The 22,102-nt window shown below is 61.9% G+C and carries 21 protein-coding genes; 16 read left to right on the top strand and 5 right to left on the bottom strand.

Features of this window, described 5'->3' with window-relative positions:
- Window positions 1–97: 97 nt before the first annotated feature.
- Window positions 98–1,144, top strand: coding sequence for a dihydroorotase (gene pyrC / locus ACIOVF_RS10860; RefSeq protein WP_093380133.1), 1,047 nt, complete (start codon window positions 98–100; stop codon window positions 1,142–1,144).
- Window positions 1,145–1,200: 56 nt separating this feature from the next.
- Window positions 1,201–1,812, top strand: a complete 612-nt coding sequence (gene rnt, locus ACIOVF_RS10855) for a ribonuclease T (protein ID WP_267954172.1) — start codon at window positions 1,201–1,203, stop codon at window positions 1,810–1,812.
- Window positions 1,813–1,872: 60 nt separating this feature from the next.
- Here the strand turns inward: rnt and ACIOVF_RS10850 are convergent, their stop codons facing one another.
- Window positions 1,873–2,475, bottom strand: a complete 603-nt coding sequence (locus ACIOVF_RS10850; RefSeq protein WP_010221038.1) for a peroxiredoxin — start codon at window positions 2,473–2,475, stop codon at window positions 1,873–1,875.
- 234 nt (window positions 2,476–2,709) lie between these two features.
- Here ACIOVF_RS10850 and ACIOVF_RS10845 point away from each other — a divergent pair, with 234 nt between their 5' ends.
- Window positions 2,710–2,928, top strand: coding sequence for a bacterioferritin-associated ferredoxin (locus tag ACIOVF_RS10845; RefSeq protein ID WP_010221037.1), 219 nt, complete (start codon window positions 2,710–2,712; stop codon window positions 2,926–2,928).
- Window positions 2,929–3,126: 198 nt separating this feature from the next.
- Window positions 3,127–3,597 carry a bacterioferritin gene (bfr, locus tag ACIOVF_RS10840; protein WP_045197734.1) on the top strand — a complete coding sequence of 157 codons (471 nt, stop codon included), beginning with the start codon at window positions 3,127–3,129 and terminating at the stop codon, window positions 3,595–3,597.
- Window positions 3,598–3,666: 69 nt separating this feature from the next.
- Here bfr and grxD read toward each other — a convergent pair whose 3' ends face one another.
- Both grxD and ACIOVF_RS10830 read right to left on the bottom strand, forming a co-directional pair.
- Window positions 3,667–4,002 (bottom strand): Grx4 family monothiol glutaredoxin, encoded by a 336-nt coding sequence (gene grxD, locus ACIOVF_RS10835; RefSeq protein ID WP_045197731.1) that lies wholly within the window; start codon window positions 4,000–4,002, stop codon window positions 3,667–3,669.
- A gap of 92 nt (window positions 4,003–4,094) precedes the next feature.
- Window positions 4,095–6,203, bottom strand: coding sequence for a molybdopterin oxidoreductase family protein (locus ACIOVF_RS10830; protein WP_401289340.1), 2,109 nt, complete (start codon window positions 6,201–6,203; stop codon window positions 4,095–4,097).
- Between the two features lie 377 nt (window positions 6,204–6,580).
- Here ACIOVF_RS10830 and argF point away from each other — a divergent pair, with 377 nt between their 5' ends.
- Both argF and ACIOVF_RS10820 read left to right on the top strand, forming a co-directional pair.
- On the top strand, window positions 6,581–7,501 hold the full coding sequence (gene argF / locus ACIOVF_RS10825; RefSeq protein ID WP_045197728.1) for an ornithine carbamoyltransferase: 921 nt from the start codon (window positions 6,581–6,583) through the stop codon (window positions 7,499–7,501).
- Window positions 7,498–8,607, top strand: coding sequence for an ABC transporter ATP-binding protein (locus ACIOVF_RS10820; RefSeq protein WP_045197726.1), 1,110 nt, complete (start codon window positions 7,498–7,500; stop codon window positions 8,605–8,607). The genes argF and ACIOVF_RS10820 overlap by 4 nt, the downstream gene beginning before the upstream one ends.
- Window positions 8,608–8,679: 72 nt before the next feature.
- On the opposite strand, the gene ACIOVF_RS10815 is transcribed toward ACIOVF_RS10820, so the two are convergent.
- Both ACIOVF_RS10815 and ybaK read right to left on the bottom strand, forming a co-directional pair.
- On the bottom strand, window positions 8,680–9,459 hold the full coding sequence (locus tag ACIOVF_RS10815) for a PhzF family phenazine biosynthesis protein (protein ID WP_045197724.1): 780 nt from the start codon (window positions 9,457–9,459) through the stop codon (window positions 8,680–8,682).
- A 93-nt stretch (window positions 9,460–9,552) separates the two neighbouring features.
- On the bottom strand, window positions 9,553–10,023 hold the full coding sequence (ybaK, locus tag ACIOVF_RS10810; protein WP_045197722.1) for a Cys-tRNA(Pro) deacylase: 471 nt from the start codon (window positions 10,021–10,023) through the stop codon (window positions 9,553–9,555).
- Window positions 10,024–10,306: 283 nt separating this feature from the next.
- On the opposite strand from ybaK, the gene ACIOVF_RS10805 reads away from it, so the two are divergent.
- The 10 genes from ACIOVF_RS10805 (at window position 10,307) to ACIOVF_RS10760 (ending at window position 22,087) form a co-directional block, all read left to right on the top strand.
- Window positions 10,307–11,158, top strand: a complete 852-nt coding sequence (locus ACIOVF_RS10805; RefSeq protein WP_045197720.1) for an MIP/aquaporin family protein — start codon at window positions 10,307–10,309, stop codon at window positions 11,156–11,158.
- A gap of 67 nt (window positions 11,159–11,225) precedes the next feature.
- Complete coding sequence (gene glpK / locus ACIOVF_RS10800; RefSeq protein ID WP_401289334.1) at window positions 11,226–12,725, top strand: glycerol kinase GlpK; 1,500 nt, start codon at window positions 11,226–11,228, stop codon at window positions 12,723–12,725.
- Window positions 12,726–12,851: 126 nt separating this feature from the next.
- Entirely contained in the window at window positions 12,852–13,607 is a 756-nt protein-coding gene (locus ACIOVF_RS10795; RefSeq protein WP_045197716.1) for a DeoR/GlpR family transcriptional regulator, read from the top strand.
- Between the two features lie 183 nt (window positions 13,608–13,790).
- Entirely contained in the window at window positions 13,791–15,329 is a 1,539-nt protein-coding gene (gene glpD, locus ACIOVF_RS10790) for a glycerol-3-phosphate dehydrogenase (RefSeq protein WP_401289331.1), read from the top strand.
- Window positions 15,330–15,616: 287 nt separating this feature from the next.
- Complete coding sequence (locus tag ACIOVF_RS10785; protein ID WP_401289328.1) at window positions 15,617–16,549, top strand: glutamate/aspartate ABC transporter substrate-binding protein; 933 nt, start codon at window positions 15,617–15,619, stop codon at window positions 16,547–16,549.
- Between the two features lie 100 nt (window positions 16,550–16,649).
- Window positions 16,650–17,396 carry an amino acid ABC transporter permease gene (locus ACIOVF_RS10780; protein WP_045197710.1) on the top strand — a complete coding sequence of 249 codons (747 nt, stop codon included), beginning with the start codon at window positions 16,650–16,652 and terminating at the stop codon, window positions 17,394–17,396.
- Window positions 17,393–18,061, top strand: coding sequence for an amino acid ABC transporter permease (locus ACIOVF_RS10775; RefSeq protein WP_176794325.1), 669 nt, complete (start codon window positions 17,393–17,395; stop codon window positions 18,059–18,061). The genes ACIOVF_RS10780 and ACIOVF_RS10775 overlap by 4 nt, the downstream gene beginning before the upstream one ends.
- Window positions 18,058–18,792 carry an amino acid ABC transporter ATP-binding protein gene (locus ACIOVF_RS10770; RefSeq protein WP_401289325.1) on the top strand — a complete coding sequence of 245 codons (735 nt, stop codon included), beginning with the start codon at window positions 18,058–18,060 and terminating at the stop codon, window positions 18,790–18,792. The genes ACIOVF_RS10775 and ACIOVF_RS10770 overlap by 4 nt, the downstream gene beginning before the upstream one ends.
- 65 nt (window positions 18,793–18,857) lie before the next feature.
- Window positions 18,858–20,765, top strand: a complete 1,908-nt coding sequence (locus ACIOVF_RS10765) for an ATP-binding protein (RefSeq protein ID WP_045197704.1) — start codon at window positions 18,858–18,860, stop codon at window positions 20,763–20,765.
- On the top strand, window positions 20,762–22,087 hold the full coding sequence (locus ACIOVF_RS10760) for a sigma-54 dependent transcriptional regulator (protein ID WP_045197702.1): 1,326 nt from the start codon (window positions 20,762–20,764) through the stop codon (window positions 22,085–22,087). Before ACIOVF_RS10765 ends, ACIOVF_RS10760 begins: the two co-directional genes overlap by 4 nt.
- Window positions 22,088–22,102: the final 15 nt, after the last annotated feature.

The raw sequence follows: 22,102 nt of genomic DNA, 5'->3' as shown, positions 1-22,102 counted from the left end.
ACGCTATCGGTCGGTCGCGGCAAAACTTGATAGCGAGTGCTCGTAACCGGCTTTTCCGGTAGCATTCACCTTGAGTTCGACCCGCCTGGAATCCCCAATGTCCGACCGCCTGACCCTCCTGCGTCCCGACGACTGGCACATCCATCTTCGTGATGGCGCTGTATTGCCGCATACCGTCGGTGACGTTGCGCGCACCTTTGCCCGCGCAATCATCATGCCCAACCTGGTACCACCGGTGCGCAACGCCGCCCAAGCCGGTGCCTACCGTGAGCGCATCCTTGCCGCACGCCCTGCCGGCAGCCGTTTCGAGCCGCTGATGGTGCTGTACCTCACCGACCGCACCCAGCCCGAGGAAATCCGCGCGGCCAAGGCCACCGGTTTTGTCCATGCCGCCAAGATGTATCCAGCCGGCGCGACGACCAACTCCGATTCCGGCGTCACCAGTGTCGACAAGATCTTCCCGGTGCTCGAAGCCATGGCCGAGGTCGGCATGCCACTGCTGGTGCACGGTGAAGTAACGCGCCCCGAGATCGACGTGTTCGACCGCGAGAAGCTGTTCATCGACGAGCACCTGCGCCGTGTGGTCGAGCGCTTCCCGACCCTCAAGGTGGTGTTCGAACACATCACCACCAGCGAAGCCGTGCAGTTCGTCAACGAGGCCCCGGCCAACGTCGGCGCGACCATCACTGCCCAGCACCTGCTGTACAACCGCAACCACATGCTGGTGGGCGGCATTCGTCCGCACTTCTATTGCCTGCCGATCCTCAAGCGCAACACCCACCAGGTGGCTTTGCTGGACGCCGCCACCAGCGGCAGCAGCAAGTTCTTCCTCGGTACCGACTCGGCGCCCCATGCCCAGCACGCCAAGGAAGCCGCCTGTGGCTGTGCCGGCTGCTACACCGCCTATGCCGCGATCGAGCTGTACGCCGAGGCATTCGAGCAGCGTAACGCGCTGGACAAGCTCGAAGGCTTCGCCAGCCTGCACGGCCCAAGCTTCTATGGCCTACCGGCCAACACCGATACGATTACCCTGGTCCGCGACAGCTGGACCGCCCCAAGCAGCTTGCCGTTCGGCGAGCAGACCGTTATCCCGCTGCGCGCCGGTGAGCAACTGCGCTGGCGCCTGCTGGAGGAAACTGCGTGAGCGAAGATCAGTACGAAGACGACCAGGAAGGTCATGGCGGCGGTCCGCGCCACCCGATGGCTGAACGCTTTCGCGGTTACCTGCCGGTAGTGGTCGACGTCGAGACCGGCGGTTTCAACAGCGCCACCGACGCCCTGCTGGAAATCGCCGCGGTCACCATCGGCATGGATGAAAAGGGCTTCCTGTTCCCGGAACACACCTATTTCTTCCGCGTCGAGCCGTTCGAAGGCGCCAACATCGAGCAAGCGGCTCTGGAGTTCACCGGGATCAAGCTCGATCACCCGCTGCGCATGGCCGTCAGCGAAGAGTCGGCACTGACCGACATCTTCCGTGGCGTGCGCAAGGCGCTCAAGGCCAATGGCTGCAAACGGGCGATCCTGGTCGGCCACAACAGCAGCTTCGACCTGGGCTTCCTCAATGCCGCCGTGGCCCGCCACGACATGAAGCGCAACCCGTTTCATCCGTTCTCAAGCTTCGACACCGCCACCCTGGCCGGCCTTGCCTATGGCCAGACCGTGCTGGCGCGGGCCTGCCAGAGCGCCGACATCGACTTCGATGGCCGTGAGGCGCACTCGGCGCGTTACGACACCGAGAAGACTGCCGAGCTGTTCTGCGGCATCGTCAACCGCTGGAAAGAAATGGGCGGCTGGCAGGACTTCAACGACTGAAGCCTGTGCACCGCGCATAAAAAAACCGGCCATCAAGGCCGGTTTTTTTTGCCTGGCAAATTACAGCTTGCCAGCGTTCTCGCTCAGGTAAGCAGCAACGCCTTCTGGCGAAGCGGTCATGCCCTTGTCGCCTTTTTTCCAGTTGGCAGGGCAGACTTCGCCGTGCTCTTCGTGGAATTGCAGGGCGTCGACCAGACGCAGCAGTTCGTCCATGTTACGGCCCAGTGGCAGGTCGTTGACGATCTGCGAGCGGACAACGCCCTTGTCGTCGATCAGGAACGCGCCACGGAAAGCTACGCCGCCTTCGGACTCTACGTCGTAGGCCTTGGCGATGTCGTGCTTCATGTCGGCAGCCATGATGTACTGGACCTGACCGATGCCGCCGGCATTGATCGGGGTGTTGCGCCAGGCGTTGTGGGTGAAGTGCGAGTCGATCGACACGGCGATCACTTCAACGTTACGCGCCTTGAATTCGGCCATGCGGTGGTCCAGGGCGATCAGCTCGGACGGGCAGACGAAGGTGAAGTCCAGCGGGTAGAAGAACACCAGGCCGTACTTGCCCTTGATGGCCGAAGCCAGGTTGAAGCTGTCGACGATTTCGCCGTTGCCCAGAACAGCTGGAACGGTGAAGTCCGGGGCATTTTTGCCAACGAGTACGCTCATGCGATATCTCCTGATGGGGTGGAATCATCTTGCACAGGCCAGCATGCACTGGCCCGGCAGCGAAATGGCCGACCATCATACACCGCCCGGCGCCGCTCGCCGAATTTCAGTCCGAACGCTCGACAATCTGCCGTCGGTCGCTCTAGTTCGCCTATTACAGAAAGAGTTTTGACAAGCATTCTCATTAACATTAAGCTTCTTCGCATTGAGCCTTAACCAGCGATGGTCAGCCCTATGTATGTGTGTCTTTGTGTTGGTGTGACCGACGGACAGATCCGCGATGCGATCTATGAAGGATGCTGCAGCTACAAGGAAGTCAGAAGCGCCACCAACGTGGCCAGCCAGTGTGGCAAATGTGCCTGCCTGGCCAAGCAGGTGGTGCGCGAAACCCTCACCGAGCTTCAGGTCAGCCAGGCTGCCCTGCCCTATCCTGTAGAATTTACTGCAGCATAATTCAACGAATTCCAAGAACCGGACCCAGTGTCCGGTTTTTTTATGCCTGTAATTCAAGTAGTTAGGGGTTTAACGCGGAACACAAACATTCTTATTCCGATTAATTTTCATTTATTATTCAATAACTTAGGTTTGACAGTAGAAGTTGCGGGGCTCAGACTTGCCTTTATAGACACACTTACAGGGCAGGACCCCATCATGAAAGGCGACGTTAGCGTCATCCAGCATCTCAACAAGATCCTCGGAAACGAGCTGGTCGCAATCAACCAATACTTCCTGCATGCGCGCATGTACGAAGACTGGGGTCTGGAGAAGCTCGGCAAGCACGAGTACAAAGAATCCATCGAAGAGATGAAACACGCTGACAAACTGATCAAGCGTATTCTGTTCCTCGAAGGCATTCCCAACGTCCAGGACCTGGGCAAGTTGCTGATTGGTGAACACACCAAGGAAATGCTCGAGTGCGACCTGAAGATCGAGCAAAAAGGCCTGGTCGACCTCAAGGCCGCCATCGCCCACTGTGAGACCGTCGGCGACTTCGGCAGCCGTGAGCTGCTCGAAGACATCCTCGAAGCCGAGGAAGAGCACATCGACTGGCTGGAAACCCAGCTGAGCCTGATCGACAAAGTCTCCCTGGAGAACTACCTGCAGTCGCAGATGGGCGAGTAAGTTCGCTGCCCTGCCCTACAGGCACAAAAAAGCCCCGCACTGCGGGGCTTTTTTTGACCAAACCTGGGGTCAGGCCTTGGCCGCCTCAGCCTTGGCTGCAGCGTCCTTGATCAGGGTCTGCAGTTCGCCGTTGGCAAACATCTCAGCCATGATGTCGGAACCGCCGACCAGCTCGCCGGCAACCCACAGCTGTGGGAAGGTCGGCCAGTTGGCGTATTTTGGCAGGTTGGCGCGGATTTCCGGATTCTGCAGGATATCCACGTAAGCGAATTTCTCGCCGCAACCCATCACGGCTTGCGCCGCCTTGGCCGAAAAACCGCACTGCGGGGCATTCGGCGAGCCTTTCATGTAAAGCAGAATGGTGTTGTTGGCAATCTGCTCTTTGATTGTTTCGATGATATCCATGAAGCACCTCGCGGCTGAACTTTCCGACCTGGTTGTCGGCACGGTGACGCATTGTATCGGAAAGCCGAGCAGGACGCTCGGCCTTGCCGATATCAGGCCGCAACCACCTGCACTGGCACGCCGTTAAGCGCCGCATTACCCGACACCGCATCGAGCTGGCGCTCATCGGTGAGGTCGTTGGCGCTGGCGCCGGGCTGGCCCTGGGCGATTTCCATGCGCACCCCGGCACGGGCATGGCCAAAGCCATGCGGCAGGCTGACCACCCCCGGCATCATGTCGCTGCTGGCCTGCACTTCGACCTCGATTTCGCCGACCCGCGAGCTGACGCGCACACGCTGGCCATCCTGCAACTGGCGACCCGCCAGGTCGTCCGGGTGCATCAACAACTGATGACGGGGTTTGCCTTTCACCAGGCGATGATAGTTGTGCATCCATGAATTATTGCTGCGCACATGGCGGCGCCCGATCAGCAGCAGTTGACCCGCCGCCAGCGGCGGCTGCCCGGCAAAGCGCTGCAGGTCGCCGAGGATTTCCTGGGGTGCGGCCTGAATCCGTTGGTTAGCCGTCTTCAGGCGTGCAGCAAGGTTGGGCTGCAGCGGGCCCAGGTCGATGCCATGGGGGTGCTGGTCGAGGGTCTCAAGCGACAGCTTGAACGCCGAGGCCTCGCCATAGCGGCCCTGGCGCAGGCCGATATCGATCATTTGTGCCGGCGGCAGGGTCGGTTTCAAAGGCTTGTCGCTAAGGGCAGCAAAGGCCTTGGCCAGGCCGACGAAGATTTCCCAGTCATGCAAGGCACCTTCGGGCTTGGGCAGGATGGCCCGATTGAAGCGGCTGACATTGCGCACCGCAAACAGGTTGAAGGTGGTGTCGTAGTGATCGTTCTCCAATGCCGAGGTGGACGGCAGGATCAGGTCGGCGTAACGGGTGGTCTCGTTGATGTACAGGTCGATGCTGAGCATGAACTCAAGACCGTCTAGGGCGCGTTCAAGCTGGCGGCCATTGGGCGTGGACAACACCGGGTTGCCCGCCACCGTCACCAGCGCGCGAACCTGCCCCTGGCCTTCAACCAGCATCTCTTCGGCCAGGGCCGCCACCGGCAATTCGCCGCCATACTCGGGCAGCCCCGAGACCCGGCTCTGCCAGGCATTGAAATGCCCGCCTGAAGTACTCGCCACCAGATCCACCGCAGGCTCGGTACACAGCGCGCCACCGACACGGTCGAGGTTGCCGCTGACCAGGTTGAGCAACTGCACCAGCCAGTGGCACAAGGTGCCGAAGGCCTGGGTCGAGACGCCCATGCGCCCGTAGCAGACGGCCTTGTCGGCGCTGGCGAAATCCCGCGCCAACTGGCGTATCACCGTGGCGTCGACACCGCATAGGGCGCTCATGGCCTCGGCGGTGAACGGCGCAATGGCCGCTTGTACCCTGTCCAGGCCATCCACCGGCAAGGCCGAGGGGCGAGTCAGGCCTTCGGCAAACAGGGTGTTGAGCAGGCCACAGAGCAGCGCCGCGTCAGTGCCGGGGCGAATGAACACATGCTGGTCGGCCATCGCCGCAGTCTCGCTGCGGCGCGGGTCGACCACCACCAACTTGCCGCCACGGGCCTGGATCGCCTTAAGGCGTTTCTCGACGTCCGGCACGGTCATGATGCTGCCGTTGGAGGCCAGCGGGTTGCCGCCCAGAATCAGCATGAACTCGGTGTGGTCGATGTCAGGGATCGGCAACAACAAGCCGTGGCCGTACATCAGGTAGCTGGTCAGGTGGTGCGGCAGCTGGTCCACCGAGGTGGCGGAGAAACGATTGCGGGTCTTGAGCAGGCCGAGGAAGTAGTTGCTGTGGGTCATCAGCCCGTAGTTGTGCACGCTGGGGTTGCCCTGGTAGACCGCCACGGCGTTCTGCCCATGGGCCTGCTGGATGGCCCAGAGCTTTTGCGCGGCCAGTGTAAAGGCCTCCTCCCAACTGATGGCTTGCCAACTGTCACCGACGCGCTTGTGCGGCGCGCGCAAGCGATCAGGATCGTTCTGGATATCCTGCAGGGCCACCGCCTTGGGGCAGATGTGGCCGCGACTGAAGCTGTCTTCGGGGTCGCCCTTGATCGAGCTGATACGCAGTGGGGCGTCGGGCTCGTGGGTGATTTCCAGGGTCAAGCCGCAGATGGCTTCGCACAGATGACAGGCACGGTGATGCTGGGTCTTGTTCATGGCCACCTCTTGCTCGGGTGTCTGGGATCAACCGACTATGAGCCTGACCCGAGCTTGCGGCCAGTGAGGTTCGTCGCGTGAATCTTCGTCCATCAGGCAAGGCGATTCAGCGCAGGCCCGCTACCGGGTTTGCCAAGGCGCTGGCAGGCAGTGTAAAACCCTTGTGCAGCGTATAAAAAAAGCTTCAGCCCAATGGGTTACGACACTGCCTGAAACATCGGCGACGAAACCCCCTCTTGGTATGACGCGACATTTAATTATAGTATTGCGTCTTCCCCTAATTCGTCGCCCCGTGCGGCTTTCGCCGCAGGTCACTTCCGTTGTTAAAAAAAACCGGTATGGCTGATCTGCGGTCTGTTGCAAAAAGGTAGTCAAACATGAGCGCTAGGCACTTTCTCTCCCTGATGGATTTCACACCCGAAGAACTGCTCAGTGTGATCCGTCGAGGTATCGAGCTGAAGGACCTGCGTAACCGCGGCGTACTGTTCGAACCGCTGAAAAATCGCGTGCTGGGGATGATCTTCGAGAAGTCCTCGACCCGCACCCGCCTGTCGTTCGAAGCCGGCATGATCCAGCTCGGCGGCCAGGCCATCTTCCTCTCGCCACGGGACACACAGCTGGGCCGCGGCGAGCCGATCGGCGATTGCGCCATCGTCATGTCGCGTATGCTCGATGCGGTGATGATCCGCACCTTTGCCCACAGCACCCTGACCGAATTCGCCGCCAATTCACGCGTACCGGTGATCAACGGCCTGTCCGACGATCTGCACCCGTGCCAGCTGCTGGCCGACATGCAGACCTTCCTCGAGCACCGCGGCGCCATCCAGGGCAAGACCGTGGCCTGGATCGGCGACGGCAACAACATGTGCAACAGCTATATAGAAGCGGCCATCCAGTTCGACTTCCAGCTGCGCATCGCCTGCCCGGCCGAATTCGAGCCCAATCCGCAGTTCCTGGCCCAGGCCGGTGACCGCGTGCAAATCTTCCGTGAACCCAAAGAAGCCCTGCAGGGCGCCCACCTGGTGAGCACCGATGTCTGGACTTCCATGGGTCAGGAAGAGGAAACTGCACGGCGCCTGGCCTTGTTCGCGCCTTACCAGGTAACCCGCGAACTGCTCGACCTGGCAGCACCCGATGCCCTGTTCATGCACTGCCTGCCCGCCCATCGCGGCGAGGAAATCAGCCTGGACCTGCTCGACGACCCCCGTTCGGTCGCCTGGGACCAGGCCGAAAACCGCTTGCATGCACAGAAGGCGCTTCTCGAATTTCTTGTTGAACCGGCCTATCACCACGCATGAGTCAACCTTTACTGCTTAACCTGCGCGAGCTCGCCTGTGGCTATGGCGAGCAGCGCATCGTCCAGAACCTCAACCTGCACCTGAACGCCGGCGACATCGGTTGTCTGCTGGGCTCCTCCGGCTGCGGCAAGACCACCACCCTGCGCGCCATCGCCGGTTTCGAGCCGGTGCACGAGGGCGAAATCCAGCTGGGCGGCGAAGTCATCTCCAAAGCCGGGTTCACCCTGGCACCGGAGAAACGCCGGATTGGCATGGTGTTCCAGGACTACGCGCTGTTCCCGCACCTGACTGTGGCCGAGAACATCGCCTTCGGCATCGGCAAGCACCCGCAGCAGCGCCAGGTGGTCGACGAGATGCTCGAGCTGGTCAAGCTCGGCGGCCTGGGCAAACGCTACCCGCACGAGCTTTCCGGTGGCCAGCAGCAACGCGTGGCCCTGGCCCGCGCGCTGGCGCCCGAGCCGCAACTGCTGCTGCTCGACGAGCCGTTCTCCAACCTCGATGTCGAGCTGCGCCGACGCCTGAGCCACGAGGTGCGCGACATCCTCAAAAGCCGCGGCACCAGCGCAATCCTGGTCACCCACGACCAGGAAGAAGCCTTTGCCGTCAGCGATCACGTCGGGGTGTTCAAGGAAGGTCGTCTGGAGCAGTGGGATACCCCCTACAACCTCTACCACGAACCACTGACACCGTTCGTGGCCAGCTTCATCGGCCAGGGCTATTTCATTCGTGGCCAGCTGACCAGCCCGGAGTCGGTACGCACCGAGCTCGGCGAGCTGCGCGGCAACCGCGCCTATACCCTGACGCCCGGCAGCGCCGTGGATGTGCTGCTGCGTCCGGACGACATCATTCATGCACCGGACAGCGAGCTCAAAGCGCTGATCGTCGGCAAGAGTTTCCTCGGCGCCTCGACCCTCTACCGCCTGCAACTGCCGACCGGCAGCCAGCTGGAAGCGATTTTCCCGAGCCACAATGACCATCAGGTCGGCAGCGAAGTGGGGATCGAAGTGGCGGCGGATCACCTGGTGGTGTTTGCCGTGCCTGGCAGTGTCGCAGCGCAGTTGCCGGTGCCGGAGAACGGCGTTCGGCGGTATAGCTCGGCGGTCTGATGCAGGGCCAATCGCGGGGCAAGCCCGCTCCTACAAAGGTCAATGTAGGCGCTGGCTTGCCCCGCGATGCTTTCAAAGCATCAAAGTCCCACTGGCCACCAGCCTGGCATACCCAGCAATCTTCACCCGTTCCCCCTCCAGCCGGCAGAACAATTCGCCGCCGCGACTCGAACACTGGAACGCCCGCAGCTGATTCTTGCCCAGGCGCTGCGCCCAGTATGGGATCAGGCTGCAATGGGTAGAGCCGGTCACCGGATCTTCAGGAATGCCGATACCCGGCGCAAAGTAGCGCGAAACAAAATCGTGTTCGATACCCGGCGCGGTAACGATCACCCCCAGCCCCGGCAATTGCGCCAGTGCCGTCATGTCCGGGGTACAGGCACGCAACACCTGCTCGGATTCGACCCGAACCAGCAGCTCACTGGTTTTCCACACTTCCAGCACCGGGCAGCCCAGTGCTTCGGCCACCGCTACCGCTTCATTCAACGGCTGTGGCTCGACCCGGGGGAAATCCAGTTGCAGGCGCGGACCGTCACGGCTGACGCTCAGCGGACCGGACTTGCTCTGGAACAACAAGCGCTCACCCGGCTCTTTATAGACCTCCCACAGCACATGAGCGCTGGCCAGGGTTGCATGGCCACACAGCGGCACTTCGGTGCTCGGGGTAAACCAGCGGATCTGCCAGCCTTCGGCATGGGGGACGACGAACGCGGTCTCGGCCAGGTTGTGTTCGGCGGCAATCTGCTGCATCAGCTCATCGGCGAGCCAGCTGTCGAGGCGATAGACCATGGCCGGGTTGCCAGCGAAAGGACGGTCGCTGAAGGCATCGACCTGATGGAATTCAAGCGGCATGAGGTGAATCTCAGAGTGGCGGGCCGCAGAGCATGCCCGCCAGACAGCCTCGGCCGACAGAGACAGAATCAAGCGATTTTGAGCATACAGATGTCAGTCGCGGCCAATGGCGGCGAATTTACCCTGGGTATGCTCGGCCAGCACTGCCGCAGCTAGCTCGACTTCCAGGCCGCGGCGGCCAGCGCTGACGAAAATTGTTTCAAAGGTTTGAGCGGTTTCATCAATAAAAGTGCGCAGGCGCTTTTTCTGTCCCAAGGGGCTGATCCCGCCCAACAGGTAACCGGTCGAACGCTGCGCCGCCGCCGGATCGGCCATCTCGCACTTCTTCACCCCGGCCGCATGGGCCAGGCCTTTCAGATCCAGACTACCGACTACCGGCACTACCGCTACCAGCAACTCACCCTTTTCACTGCTGGCGAGCAAGGTCTTGAACACCCGTGCGGGCTCTAGGTTGAGCTTTTCCGCCGCCTCCAGGCCGTAGGACGCAGCCTTGGGGTCATGTTCGTAACTGTGGATGTGGTGTTCGGCGCGAACCTTTTTCAGCAGATCCAGGGCGGGGGTCATGCAGGACTCCAAGCAGAAGGGTGAATGCCATTTCGCCGGTTACTTTAGGGCAAAAGCCCAGGCGCAACCAACGCCCATCAGCGCCACCAATAGTCAGATTGTGAACGGTGGTTCACTTTCGACCTTTGACATAAGCGTTTCTTGTCTATATTTTTTCGATTCTGAATATAGCTATGCCCCGATAAGGTGCATTTCCTGCCGCCGCCCGACCGAAATGGGGATTTCTGTCGGGTTTTTGTCGAGCGCTCACTGCGCCTCACAACAACAAGAACCGAGGTAACGAATGACGACTGCTCTGCGACAACCAACACTTTCAAGCCAGTGCATGGCCGAATTTCTCGGCACCGCACTGCTGATCTTTTTCGGCACTGGCTGCGTTGCTGCGCTCAAGGTTGCGGGTGCCAGCTTCGGCCTGTGGGAAATCAGCATCATCTGGGGCGTCGGCGTGAGCATGGCGATTTACCTCACCGCCGGGGTGTCCGGCGCGCACCTGAACCCGGCCGTGAGCATCGCCCTGTGCCTGTTCGCCGGTTTCGAGAAGCACAAACTACCGTTCTACATCGTTGCCCAGATCGCCGGCGCCTTCTGTGGCGCGGCGTTGGTTTACACGCTGTACAGCAACCTGTTCTTCGATTTCGAACAGGCCCACGCAATGATCCGCGGCAGCCAGGCCAGCCTTGAGCTGGCCTCGGTGTTTTCCACCTACCCGCACCCGGCGCTGTCCACCAGCCAGGCCTTCCTGGTCGAAGTGATCATCACCGCCGTACTGATGGCGGTGATCATGGCCCTGACCGACGACAACAACGGCTTGCCGCGTGGCGCCATGGCACCCCTGCTGATCGGCCTGCTGATTGCCGTGATCGGCAGCGCCATGGGCCCGCTGACCGGCTTTGCGATGAACCCGGCGCGGGACTTTGGGCCCAAGCTGATGACTTTCCTCGCCGGCTGGGGCGAAGTCGCCTTTACTGGCGGTCGTGATATTCCCTATTTCCTGATTCCGATTTTTGCGCCGATCATAGGAGCGAGCCTTGGGGCCGCCCTGTACCGCGGCGTGATCGCCCGCAACCTGCCGGTTGCCGAGAGCGAAAACGCCCAGACCGACGCCAACCCTCAGGGCAAGACCCAGGCATCCTGATGCCTGCGGTGGCGAGCCAGGCTCGCCCCACCCTGATCTCTACCCCATTTAGTGCAAGGCCAACGACATGACAGACACCCAGAACAAGAACTACATCATTGCCCTGGACCAGGGCACGACCAGTTCGCGGGCCATCATTTTCGACCGTGACGCCAACGTGGTTGGCACCTCGCAGCGCGAATTCGCACAGCATTACCCTCAAGCCGGCTGGGTCGAGCACGACCCGATGGAAATCTTCGCCACTCAGAGCGCGACCATGGTCGAAGCCCTGGCCCAGGCTGGCCTGAGCCATGACCAGGTCGCCGCCATCGGTATCACCAACCAGCGTGAAACCACCGTGGTCTGGGACAAGGAGACCGGCCGCCCGGTGTACAACGCCATCGTCTGGCAATGCCGGCGCAGCACCGAGATCTGCGAGCAGCTCAAGCGTGACGGCCTGCAGGACTACATCCGCGAAACCACCGGCCTGGTCACCGACCCCTACTTCTCCGGCACCAAGCTCAAGTGGATTCTCGACAACGTTGAAGGCGCCCGCGAGCGCGCCGAGCGTGGCGACCTGCTGTTCGGCACCGTCGACAGCTGGCTGATCTGGAAATTCTCCGGCGGCAAAGTGCACGTCACTGACTACACCAACGCCTCGCGCACCATGCTCTTCAACATCCACACCCTGGAGTGGGACGAGAAGATGCTCGAGGTGCTGAACATCCCTCGGCAGATGCTGCCCGAGGTGCGCAGCTCCTCGCAAGTCTACGGCCGCACCAAGAGCGGTATCGCCATTGCCGGTATCGCTGGCGACCAGCAGGCCGCGCTGTTCGGCCAGATGTGCGTGGAGCCCGGCCAGGCCAAGAACACCTACGGCACCGGCTGTTTCCTGCTGATGAACACCGGCGACAAGGCAGTGACCTCCTCCCACGGCCTGCTCACCACCATCGCCTGCGGCCCGCGCGGCGAAGTGGCCTACGCCCTGGAAGGCGCGGTGTTCAACGGCGGCTCTACCGTTCAGTGGCTGCGTGACGAACTGAAGATCGTCAACGATGCCCACGACACCGAGTACTTCGCCAGCAAGGTCAAGGACAGCAACGGCGTATACCTGGTGCCGGCCTTCACCGGTCTCGGCGCTCCGTACTGGGACCCGTACGCCCGCGGCGCGCTGTTCGGCCTGACCCGCGGGGTCAAGGTCGATCACATCATCCGCGCGGCGCTGGAGTCGATCGCCTACCAGACCCGCGACGTGCTCGACGCCATGCAGCAGGATTGCGGCCAGCGCCTGAGCGAACTGCGGGTTGACGGCGGCGCTGTCGCCAACAATTTCCTCATGCAGTTCCAGGCCGACATCCTCGGCACTTGTGTCGAGCGCCCGCAAATGCGCGAAACCACCGCCCTCGGCGCCGCCTACCTGGCGGGCCTGGCCTGCGGTTTCTGGAGCGGCCTGGATGAACTGCGCGGCAAGGCGATCATCGAGCGCGAGTTCACTCCGCAACTGGACGAAGTGGCCAAAGAGAAGCTGTATGCCGGCTGGCTGAAGGCCGTGGATCGCACCCGCGACTGGGAACCGCACGAAGAGTAGGCAGTAGACGCAAGCTGTAAGCTACAAGCTGCAAGTGCGTAAGACGCGAATCATCTTGTGGCTTGCAGCTTGTAGCTTGAGCTGTTTTCATGGCGCAATTTGCCCGGCTGCCCCAAAGGACCGCCCATGAATCTGCCCCCTCGCCAACAACAAATCCTCGAACTGGTCCGCGAACGCGGTTATGTCAGTATCGAAGAAATGGCGCAGCTGTTCGTCGTCACCCCGCAAACCATCCGCCGTGATATCAACCAGCTGGCGGAGGTCAATCTGCTGCGCCGCTACCACGGGGGCGCGGCCTACGATTCCAGCATCGAAAACACCGCCTATGCCATGCGCGCCGATCAGATGCGCGATGAAAAGCAGCGCATCGCCGAAGCGATTGCCGCGCAGATTCCCGACCACGCTTCGCTGTTCATCAATATCGGTACCACTACCGAATCCATCGCCCGCGCCCTGCTCAACCACAACCACCTGAAAATCATCACCAACAACCTGCACGTGGCGTCGATCCTCAGTGCCAAGGACGATTTCGAAGTGTTGCTGGCCGGCGGCAACGTGCGCCGTGACGGCGGCGTGGTCGGCCAGGCCAGTGTCGACTTCATCAACCAGTTCAAGGTCGATTTCGCCCTGGTCGGTATCAGCGGCATCGACGAGGACGGCAGCCTGCTGGATTTCGACTACCAGGAAGTGCGTGTCTCCCAGGCGATCATCGCCAATGCCCGCCAGGTGATCCTGGCCGCCGACTCGAGCAAGTTCGGCCGTAATGCCATGGTGCGCCTGGGCTCGATCAGCCTGATCGACTGCCTGGTGACCGACCAGGCGCCGGTCCCCGCCCTCAGCCAATTGCTCAACCAGTACAAGATCCGCCTCGAAGTGGTCTGAGCCGGCGCACGCTGCCACCGCAACGGTGGCAGCTCGAATGTTCGTTATTTTTCATTTATTTGTCATCTGATCAGTATTTTCTATGGGAAGTGACTGGCGAGCCGCATTCTGTTGCGCTAGTATTTTCGAAAGTGAACATTAATGTTCAGATTCGATGTCGGAAAGACCTTCAGGAGGCCACCCGTGTCCCAATCCAGCTTGCCATCGCCCGCCCTTGCCGAAATCTATGACCTCGCTGTAATCGGCGGTGGCATCAACGGTGTGGGGATTGCCGCCGATGCAGCCGGACGCGGTCTTTCGGTGTTCCTTTGCGAAAAGGACGACCTGGCCAGCCATACCTCCTCGGCCAGCAGCAAGCTGATCCACGGCGGCCTGCGCTACCTCGAGCATTACGAATTCCGCCTGGTGCGTGAGGCTCTGGCCGAGCGCGAAGTGCTGTTGGCCAAGGCGCCGCACATCGTCAAGCCGATGCGCTTCGTGCTGCCGCACCGCCCACACCTGCGCCCGGCCTGGATGATCCGCGCCGGCCTGTTCCTCTACGACAACCTGGGCAAGCGCAAGCAGCTCGGTGCGTCGCGCAGCCTGCGTTTTGGCCCGGGCAACCCGCTCAAACCGGCGATTACCCGTGGCTTCGAATATGCCGACTGCGCGGTCGATGACGCCCGCCTGGTGGTGCTCAACGCCATGGCCGCCCGCGAAAAAGGCGCCGACATCCGGACCCGCACGCGCTGCATCAGCGCCCGCCGGGTCGATGGGGTGTGGAACGTGCAACTGGAAAACGCCGATGGCAGCCAGCAGTCGATCAAGGCCCGCGCGCTGGTCAATGCCGCGGGCCCGTGGGTGGCCAAGTTTATCCAGGACGACCTCAAGCTCGATGCACCGTACGGCATCCGCCTGATCCAGGGCAGCCACCTGATCGTGCCGAAGCTGTACGACGGCGAACATGCCTACATTCTGCAGAACGAAGACCAGCGCATCGTCTTCGCCATTCCGTACCTGGAACGCTTCACCCTGATCGGCACCACCGACCGCGAGTACACCGGCGACCCGGCCAAGGTAGCTATCACCGAGGGCGAGACCGATTACCTGCTGAAAGTGGTCAACGAGCACTTCAACCACCAGCTCAGCCGCGCCGATATCCTCCACACTTATGCCGGTGTTCGCCCACTGTGCAACGACGAATCCGACAACCCGTCGGCCGTCACCCGCGATTACACCCTGGCGCTGTCGGCCAGCACCGGCGAAGCACCGCTGCTGTCGGTGTTCGGCGGCAAGCTGACCACCTACCGCAAACTGGCCGAGTCGGCCATGAGCGAACTGGCGCCGTTCTTCACCCAGATGCGCGGCAGCTGGACCGCCAGCGCTCCCCTGCCGGGCGGTGAAGACATGAGCACCCCGCAGGCGCTGGTGGATGCCATCCTGGCCCGCTGTGGCTGGTTGCCGGTGGAGATTGCCAAGCGCTGGGCACGCACCTACGGTAGCCGCGTCTGGCGCCTGCTCGAAGGCGTACAGGGCCCGCAAGACCTGGGTGAAGCGATTGGCGGCGGCTTGTTCACCCGCGAGGTGGATTACCTGTGCAGCGAGGAATGGGCGGTGAATGCCGACGACATCCTCTGGCGCCGGAGCAAGCTGGGGCTGTTCACTACCGCCGCCGAACAACAGGCGTTGCAGGATTACCTGCAGCGCCTTGAACTGAACCGCGCGCGGGTTCAGGCGGCCTGATCGCTGAACATCATCGCGGGGCAAAGCCCCGCGATGAACCCATTCATTCGGATTTCCGAACACTAAACACCCTCCCATTCGGCCATCCGGACGAATCCTACCTTCCGCAAACCGTCAAAAAAGATTAATCCCCCGATTTTTCATGGCGTTATGATCGAAATCACGGCTTGGCACGAGTCATGCTCTACACTCAGTACCCGAATGCGCAAAACGCTTCACTGCAGTGTTCGCTGAACGAAAGAGCCGGCCAACGGCTCCATAAAAAAAACAACGTCGAGGAAATTTTGATGCGTATCGTTCCCCATCTGTTGGGCGCCGCTGTTGCGGCCGCTTTGATCAGCGCGCCAGCCTTCGCTGCCGAACTGACCGGCACCCTGAAAAAGATCAACGAGTCGGGCACCATTACCCTGGGGCACCGCGACGCTTCCATTCCGTTCTCCTACATCGCCGACGCTTCGGGCAAACCCGTCGGTTACTCCCATGACATTCAGCTGGCAATCGTCGAGGCCCTGAAAAAGGACCTGAACAAGCCGGACCTGCAAGTCAAATACAACCTCGTTACCTCCCAGACCCGTATCCCGCTGGTCCAGAACGGCACCGTTGACGTCGAGTGTGGCTCGACCACCAACAACGTCGAGCGCCAGCAGCAAGTGGCCTTCTCGGTCGGCATCTTCGAAGTCGGCACCCGCCTGCTGACCAAAGCAGAAGGCGGCAAGCCGGAAAACGCCAAGTACAAGGACTTCGCGGACCTGGCCGGCAAGAACGTGGTGACCACCGCCGGTACCACTTCCGAGCGCATCCTCAAGGCCATGAACGCCGACAAGCAGATGAAGATGAACGTCATCTCGGCCAAGGACCATGGCGAGTCGTTCCAGATGCTTGAGTCCGGCCGCGCCGTGGCTTTCATGATGGATGACGCACTGCTCGCCGGTGAAATGGCCAAGGCCAAGAACCCGAAGGGCTGGGCCATCGTCGGTACGCCGCAGTCCTATGAAATCTACGGCTGCATGGTCCGCAAGGAAGACCCGGCGTTCAAGGCTGCGGTCGACAAGGCCATCGTCAACCTCTACAAGTCGGGCGAGATCAACAAGATCTACGACAAGTGGTTCAACCAGCCAGTCCCGCCTAAAGGCCTGAACCTGCAGTTCCCGATGAGCGACGAGCTCAAGGCGTTGATCGCCAATCCTACCGACAAAGCTGCAGACGAAAAGAAGTCCTGATCCCCAGCTAGTTAGTGTCTAACCTTTCATCCGAGGGTGCCTCGCGCACCCCCGGATGCTCGAAGGTGCCCGTGAAAAACTGATCTGAGGGGAGATCCCGATGAATTACAACTGGGACTGGGGCGTATTCTTCAAGTCCACTGGCGTGGGCAGCGAAACCTATCTGGACTGGTACATCACCGGCCTGGGCTGGACCATCGCCATTGCCATCGCCGCCTGGATCATTGCCTTGCTGCTGGGTTCGATACTCGGCGTCATGCGTACCGTGCCAAACCGTCTGGTGTCGGGCATTGCCACCGCCTACGTGGAACTCTTTCGTAACGTACCGCTGCTGGTGCAGCTGTTCATCTGGTACTTCCTGGTACCCGACCTGCTGCCAGAGAACCTGCAGGAGTGGTACAAGCAGGACCTCAACCCGACCACCTCGGCGTTGATCAGCGTGATCGTCTGCCTGGGCCTGTTCACTGCCGCGCGTGTTTGCGAGCAGGTGCGTACCGGCATTCAGGCGCTGCCCCGCGGCCAGGAAGCCGCCGCCCGCGCCATGGGCTTCAGCTTGCCGCAGGTGTACTGGAACGTGCTGCTGCCGCAAGCCTACCGGATCATCATTCCGCCGCTGACCTCGGAATTTCTGAACGTGTTCAAGAACTCCTCGGTGGCCTCGCTGATCGGCCTGATGGAGCTGCTGGCGCAAACCAAACAGACCGCCGAGTTCTCGGCCAACCTGTTTGAAGCCTTCACCCTGGCGACCCTGATCTACTTCACCCTGAACATGGGCCTGATGTTGCTGATGCGCCTGGTCGAGAAGAAAGTCGCCGTGCCCGGCCTGATCTCCGTGGGGGGTAAATAATGGACTTCAGTGGAATCATTCCTGCCCTGCCGGGCCTGTGGAACGGCATGCTCATGACCCTGCAGCTGATGGTCATGGGCGTTGTCGGCGGTATCGTACTGGGCACCATCCTGGCCCTGATGCGCCTGTCGTCGAACAAGCTGCTGTCGAACGTGGCCGGCGCCTATGTCAACTACTTTCGCTCCATCCCGCTGCTGCTGGTGATCACCTGGTTCTACCTGGCGGTACCGTTCGTGCTGCGCTGGATCACTGGCGAAGACACCCCGATCGGGGCGTTCACCTCCTGCGTCGTGGCGTTCATGATGTTCGAGGCGGCGTATTTCTGTGAAATCGTCCGCGCCGGCGTGCAGTCGATCGCCAAGGGCCAGATGGGCGCCGCCCAGGCCCTGGGGATGACCTACGGCCAGACCATGCGCTTGATCATCCTGCCCCAGGCGTTTCGCAAGATGACCCCGCTGCTGCTGCAGCAGAGCATCATCCTGTTCCAGGATACCTCGCTGGTCTACACCGTCGGCCTGGTCGACTTCCTCAACTCGGCACGGGCCAGTGGCGACATCATCGGGCGCTCCAACGAGTTCCTGGTATTTGCCGGCGCCGTGTACTTCGTCATCAGCTTCTCCGCTTCCTTCCTGGTCAAGCGTCTGCAGAAAAGGATAACCGTATGATCTCCATCAAGAACGTCAACAAGTGGTACGGGGACTTCCAGGTTCTGACCGACTGCAACACCGAGGTCAAGAAAGGCGAGGTGGTTGTCGTCTGCGGTCCGTCGGGCTCGGGCAAATCGACCCTGATCAAGTGCGTCAACGCCCTGGAACCCTTCCAGAAGGGTGACATCGTGGTCGACGGTACCTCGATTGCCGATCCCAAGACCAACCTGCCGAAGCTGCGTTCGCGGGTCGGCATGGTGTTCCAGCACTTCGAACTGTTCCCGCACCTGACCATCACCGAAAACCTGACCATCGCGCAGATCAAGGTGCTCGGCCGCAGCAAGGAAGAAGCCACCAAGAAGGGCCTGCAACTGCTTGAGCGGGTCGGCCTCTCGGCGCATGCCCACAAGCACCCGGGCCAGCTCTCCGGTGGTCAGCAACAGCGCGTGGCGATTGCCCGCGCCCTGGCCATGGACCCGATCATCATGCTGTTCGACGAACCGACCTCGGCACTGGACCCGGAAATGGTCAGCGAAGTACTCGACGTCATGGTCCAGCTGGCCAACGAAGGCATGACCATGATGTGCGTGACCCATGAAATGGGCTTTGCCCGCAAGGTCGCCAACCGGGTGATCTTCATGGACAAGGGCAACATCATCGAAGACTGCACCAAGGAAGAGTTCTTTGGTGACCAGAGCGTGCGCGACGAGCGTACCCAGCACTTCCTCAGCAAGATCCTGCAACACTGAGGTGATCATCACGCTCTGTCCGGTGTACGCCGGCAGAGCGTGCTGGCCGTACCAAGGCTACTGTGATGAAATGCGACCCTACGCTCTTTCGCCCTGCCAAGCCTGCCCTTGCCGTGAAACCCCGTCTGATTCGCCAGCTGCTGTTACCGCCACTGATCATCCTGCTGATGATCGGCCTGGGCGTGGCCGGCTTCATGATCAGCGAACACAACGGCATCCGCACCTTGAGCGAAAACGGCGAGCGACAGCTCGAGCTGCACGCGCGCGCGGTCGAGAGCGAGATCAGCAAGTACACCTACCTGCCAAGCCTGCTGGAGCTTGAAAACAGCGTTTCCAGCCTGCTCACCGAAACCGATGGCGAACACCGCCAGGCGGTCAACGAATACCTTGAAGGCCTGAACCGCCGCAGCCGCAGCCGGGCGATCTTCGTCCTCGACACCAGCGGCCGGGTCCAGGCCACCAGCAACTGGCGCGATGTCGACAGCTTCCTCGGCGAAGACCTGTCGTTCCGTGCCTATTTCCAGGACGCCGTGCGCGGCCAGCCGGGGCGCTTCTATGGCATCGGCAGCACCACCGGGGAGCCGGGTTATTTCCTCGCCCACGGCCTGGAAGAACACGGCAAGATCATCGGCGTGGCGGTGATCAAGGTGCGCCTTGAGGCCATGGAAGAGCGCTGGCAACGGGCTCGCCTGGAGGCGTTCGTCAGCGACGAGAACGGCATCATCATCCTTTCCAGCGACCCGGCACGGCGGCTCAAGTCGGTGCGCCCGCTGACCCCGGAAATCAAGGAACGCCTGGCGCGCAGCCTGCAGTACTACTGGTGGCCGCTGAATGAACTGGAGCCGCTGTCGCGGGAGAAAATCGCCGACGGCGTCGAGAAGCTGAGCTTCCCGGCCAATGCCGAACTCGGCGATGGCCGCCGCGAAGTGGCGTACCTGGCGCAAACCCGGCGCCTGAGCGACACCCCCTGGCACTTCACCCTGCTCACGCCGCTGCAGGATCTACGCCGCGAATCCATGGTCCAGGGCATCCTGGTCGGCGTCGCCTTTGCCCTGCTGGCGATCCTGCTGATTGCCTGGAACGAACGACGCAAGGTGATCGCCACGCGCCTGGCCGCCCGTGAAGCGCTGGAAGAAGCCAACAGCCAGCTGGAGCGCAAGATCGCCGAACGCACCGCCGACCTGCGCGCCAGCAACGACCGGCTCAAGGGCCAGATCCGCGAACGCCGGCATGCCGAGCAGACCCTGCGCCACGCCCAGGACGAGTTGGTCCAGGCCGGCAAGCTGGCCGCCATCGGCCAGATGTCGACCAGCATCGCCCACGAACTGAACCAGCCGCTGGCGGCCCTGCGCACTTTGTCGGGCAACAGCGTGCGCTTCCTCGAACGCGGCGCGCTGGAAACCGTCAGCACCAACCTGCGCACCATGAACGACCTGATTGACCGCATGGGCCGCATCACCGCCAGCCTGCGCTCCTTCGCCCGCCGTGGCGAAGACAGCGGCAAGGCCTCGCTAGGCAAGGCCGTCGAGGCCAGCCTGCAGGTGCTGGGCAACCGCATCGCCGGCTGTCACCTGCAGTTGCACAGCAACTACGAAGACCAGAAGCTGGCCATCGACCAGACCCGCCTGGAGCAGATCCTGGTCAACCTGATCGGCAACGCCCTCGATGCCATGGCCGCGCAACCCATGCCGCAGTTGTGGCTGGAAGGCGAGCTGCAGGGCGACAAGTACCGCCTGCGCGTGCGCGACAACGGTCACGGCATCGATGACGAAGCGCGCAAGCACCTGTTTGAACCGTTTTTCACCACCAAACCGGGAGAGCACGGCCTGGGCCTGGGCCTGACCTTGTCTGCCAGCCTCGCCGCCGCCGCCAAGGGCAGCCTCAGCGTCGAACACCCCGCCAGCGGCGGCACTGCGTTCGTGCTCGGCCTGCCGCTGGTCAATGCCCCCACAGAATCAGCCGAGTCCCTATGAACCAAGCGCCCCTAACTGTCCTGATCGTCGAAGACGACCCGCATGTGCTGCTCGGCTGCCAGCAGGCGCTGGCCCTGGAAGACATTGCCTGCGAAGGCGTTGGCAGCGCCGAAGAGGCCCTGCAGCGCATCGGCGATGACTTTGCCGGCATCGTTGTCAGCGACATACGCCTGCCCGGCATCGATGGCCTGGAACTGCTCAGCCGCCTCAAGGCCCGCGACCGCAGCCTGCCGGTGGTGCTGATCACCGGCCACGGCGATATCGACATGGCGGTCGGCGCCATGCGCAACGGCGCCTACGACTTCATGGAAAAACCCTTCGCCCCGGAGCGCCTGGTCGAAGTGGTGCGCCGTGCCCTGGAGCAGCGCGGGCTGTCCCGCGAAGTGTTTGCCCTGCGCCGGCAACTGGCCGGGCAGAGTACCCTTGAAGGGCGAATCATCGGCCGCTCGCCGGCCATGCAGAACCTGCGTGAACTGATCGCCAACGTCGCCGATACTTCGGCCAATGTGCTGATCGAAGGCGAGACCGGCACCGGCAAGGAGCTGGTCGCCCGTTGCCTGCACGATTTCAGCCGCCGCCAGGGCGCGCCGTTCGTGGCCCTGAACTGCGGCGGCCTGCCGGAGAACCTGTTCGAGAGCGAAATCTTCGGCCACGAAGCCAACGCTTTTACCGGCGCCGGCAAACGCCGGATCGGCAAGATCGAGCACGCCAACGGCGGCACGCTGTTCCTCGACGAGGTTGAAAGCATGCCGCTGAACCTGCAGATCAAGCTGCTGCGCGTGCTGCAGGAGCGCACCCTGGAGCGCCTGGGCTCGAACCAGAGCATTGCCGTGGACTGCCGGGTTATCGCCGCGACCAAGTCCGACCTCGACACCCTGGGCCAGAGCGGGCAATTTCGCAGCGACCTGTACTACCGCCTGAACGTGGTGACCCTGGAACTGCCGCCACTGCGCGAGCGTCGCGAAGACATCCTGCAACTGTTCGAACATTTCCTGCAGCAGTCGTCATTGCGCTTCGACCGGGAAGTCCCGCAACTGGACAGCCAGACCCTGTCGCGGCTCATGGCCCACGACTGGCCAGGCAACGTGCGCGAACTGCGCAACGTCGCCGAGCGCTATGCCCTGGGTTTGCCGGCATTCAAAAAGGCCGGTGCCAGCGCCAACCAGGGCCTGGGCTTTGCCGAAGCGGTCGAGGCCTTCGAGCGCAACCTGCTCGGCGATGCCCTGCAACGTACCGGCGGCAACCTCAGCCAGGCCAGCCAGGAGCTGGGCATGGCCAAGACCACGCTGTTCGACAAAGTGAAAAAGTATGGCCTGGGCTGACCGGCCGCAGAAACG

It is taken from the genome of Pseudomonas sp. NPDC087612 (assembly GCF_044743505.1).
In the GTDB taxonomy this organism is placed as follows: Bacteria; Pseudomonadota; Gammaproteobacteria; order Pseudomonadales; family Pseudomonadaceae; genus Aquipseudomonas.
This window is presented reverse-complemented; position numbering and strand designations above follow the sequence as displayed.

Bases quoted from the DNA above. Each gene is read 5' to 3' on its own strand.
- pyrC (WP_093380133.1), top strand. From the start codon at position 98: ATGTCCGACCGCCTGACCCTCCTGCGTCCCGACGACTGGCACATCCAT.
- rnt (WP_267954172.1), top strand. From the start codon at position 1,201: ATGGCTGAACGCTTTCGCGGTTACCTGCCGGTAGTGGTCGACGTCGAG.
- ACIOVF_RS10850 (WP_010221038.1), bottom strand. From the start codon at position 2,475: ATGAGCGTACTCGTTGGCAAAAATGCCCCGGACTTCACCGTTCCAGCT.
- ACIOVF_RS10845 (WP_010221037.1), top strand. From the start codon at position 2,710: ATGTATGTGTGTCTTTGTGTTGGTGTGACCGACGGACAGATCCGCGAT.
- bfr (WP_045197734.1), top strand. From the start codon at position 3,127: ATGAAAGGCGACGTTAGCGTCATCCAGCATCTCAACAAGATCCTCGGA.
- grxD (WP_045197731.1), bottom strand. From the start codon at position 4,002: ATGGATATCATCGAAACAATCAAAGAGCAGATTGCCAACAACACCATT.
- ACIOVF_RS10830 (WP_401289340.1), bottom strand. From the start codon at position 6,203: ATGAACAAGACCCAGCATCACCGTGCCTGTCATCTGTGCGAAGCCATC.
- argF (WP_045197728.1), top strand. From the start codon at position 6,581: ATGAGCGCTAGGCACTTTCTCTCCCTGATGGATTTCACACCCGAAGAA.
- ACIOVF_RS10820 (WP_045197726.1), top strand. From the start codon at position 7,498: ATGAGTCAACCTTTACTGCTTAACCTGCGCGAGCTCGCCTGTGGCTAT.
- ACIOVF_RS10815 (WP_045197724.1), bottom strand. From the start codon at position 9,459: ATGCCGCTTGAATTCCATCAGGTCGATGCCTTCAGCGACCGTCCTTTC.
- ybaK (WP_045197722.1), bottom strand. From the start codon at position 10,023: ATGACCCCCGCCCTGGATCTGCTGAAAAAGGTTCGCGCCGAACACCAC.
- ACIOVF_RS10805 (WP_045197720.1), top strand. From the start codon at position 10,307: ATGACGACTGCTCTGCGACAACCAACACTTTCAAGCCAGTGCATGGCC.
- glpK (WP_401289334.1), top strand. From the start codon at position 11,226: ATGACAGACACCCAGAACAAGAACTACATCATTGCCCTGGACCAGGGC.
- ACIOVF_RS10795 (WP_045197716.1), top strand. From the start codon at position 12,852: ATGAATCTGCCCCCTCGCCAACAACAAATCCTCGAACTGGTCCGCGAA.
- ACIOVF_RS10785 (WP_401289328.1), top strand. From the start codon at position 15,617: ATGCGTATCGTTCCCCATCTGTTGGGCGCCGCTGTTGCGGCCGCTTTG.
- ACIOVF_RS10780 (WP_045197710.1), top strand. From the start codon at position 16,650: ATGAATTACAACTGGGACTGGGGCGTATTCTTCAAGTCCACTGGCGTG.
- ACIOVF_RS10770 (WP_401289325.1), top strand. From the start codon at position 18,058: ATGATCTCCATCAAGAACGTCAACAAGTGGTACGGGGACTTCCAGGTT.
- ACIOVF_RS10765 (WP_045197704.1), top strand. From the start codon at position 18,858: ATGAAATGCGACCCTACGCTCTTTCGCCCTGCCAAGCCTGCCCTTGCC.
- ACIOVF_RS10760 (WP_045197702.1), top strand. From the start codon at position 20,762: ATGAACCAAGCGCCCCTAACTGTCCTGATCGTCGAAGACGACCCGCAT.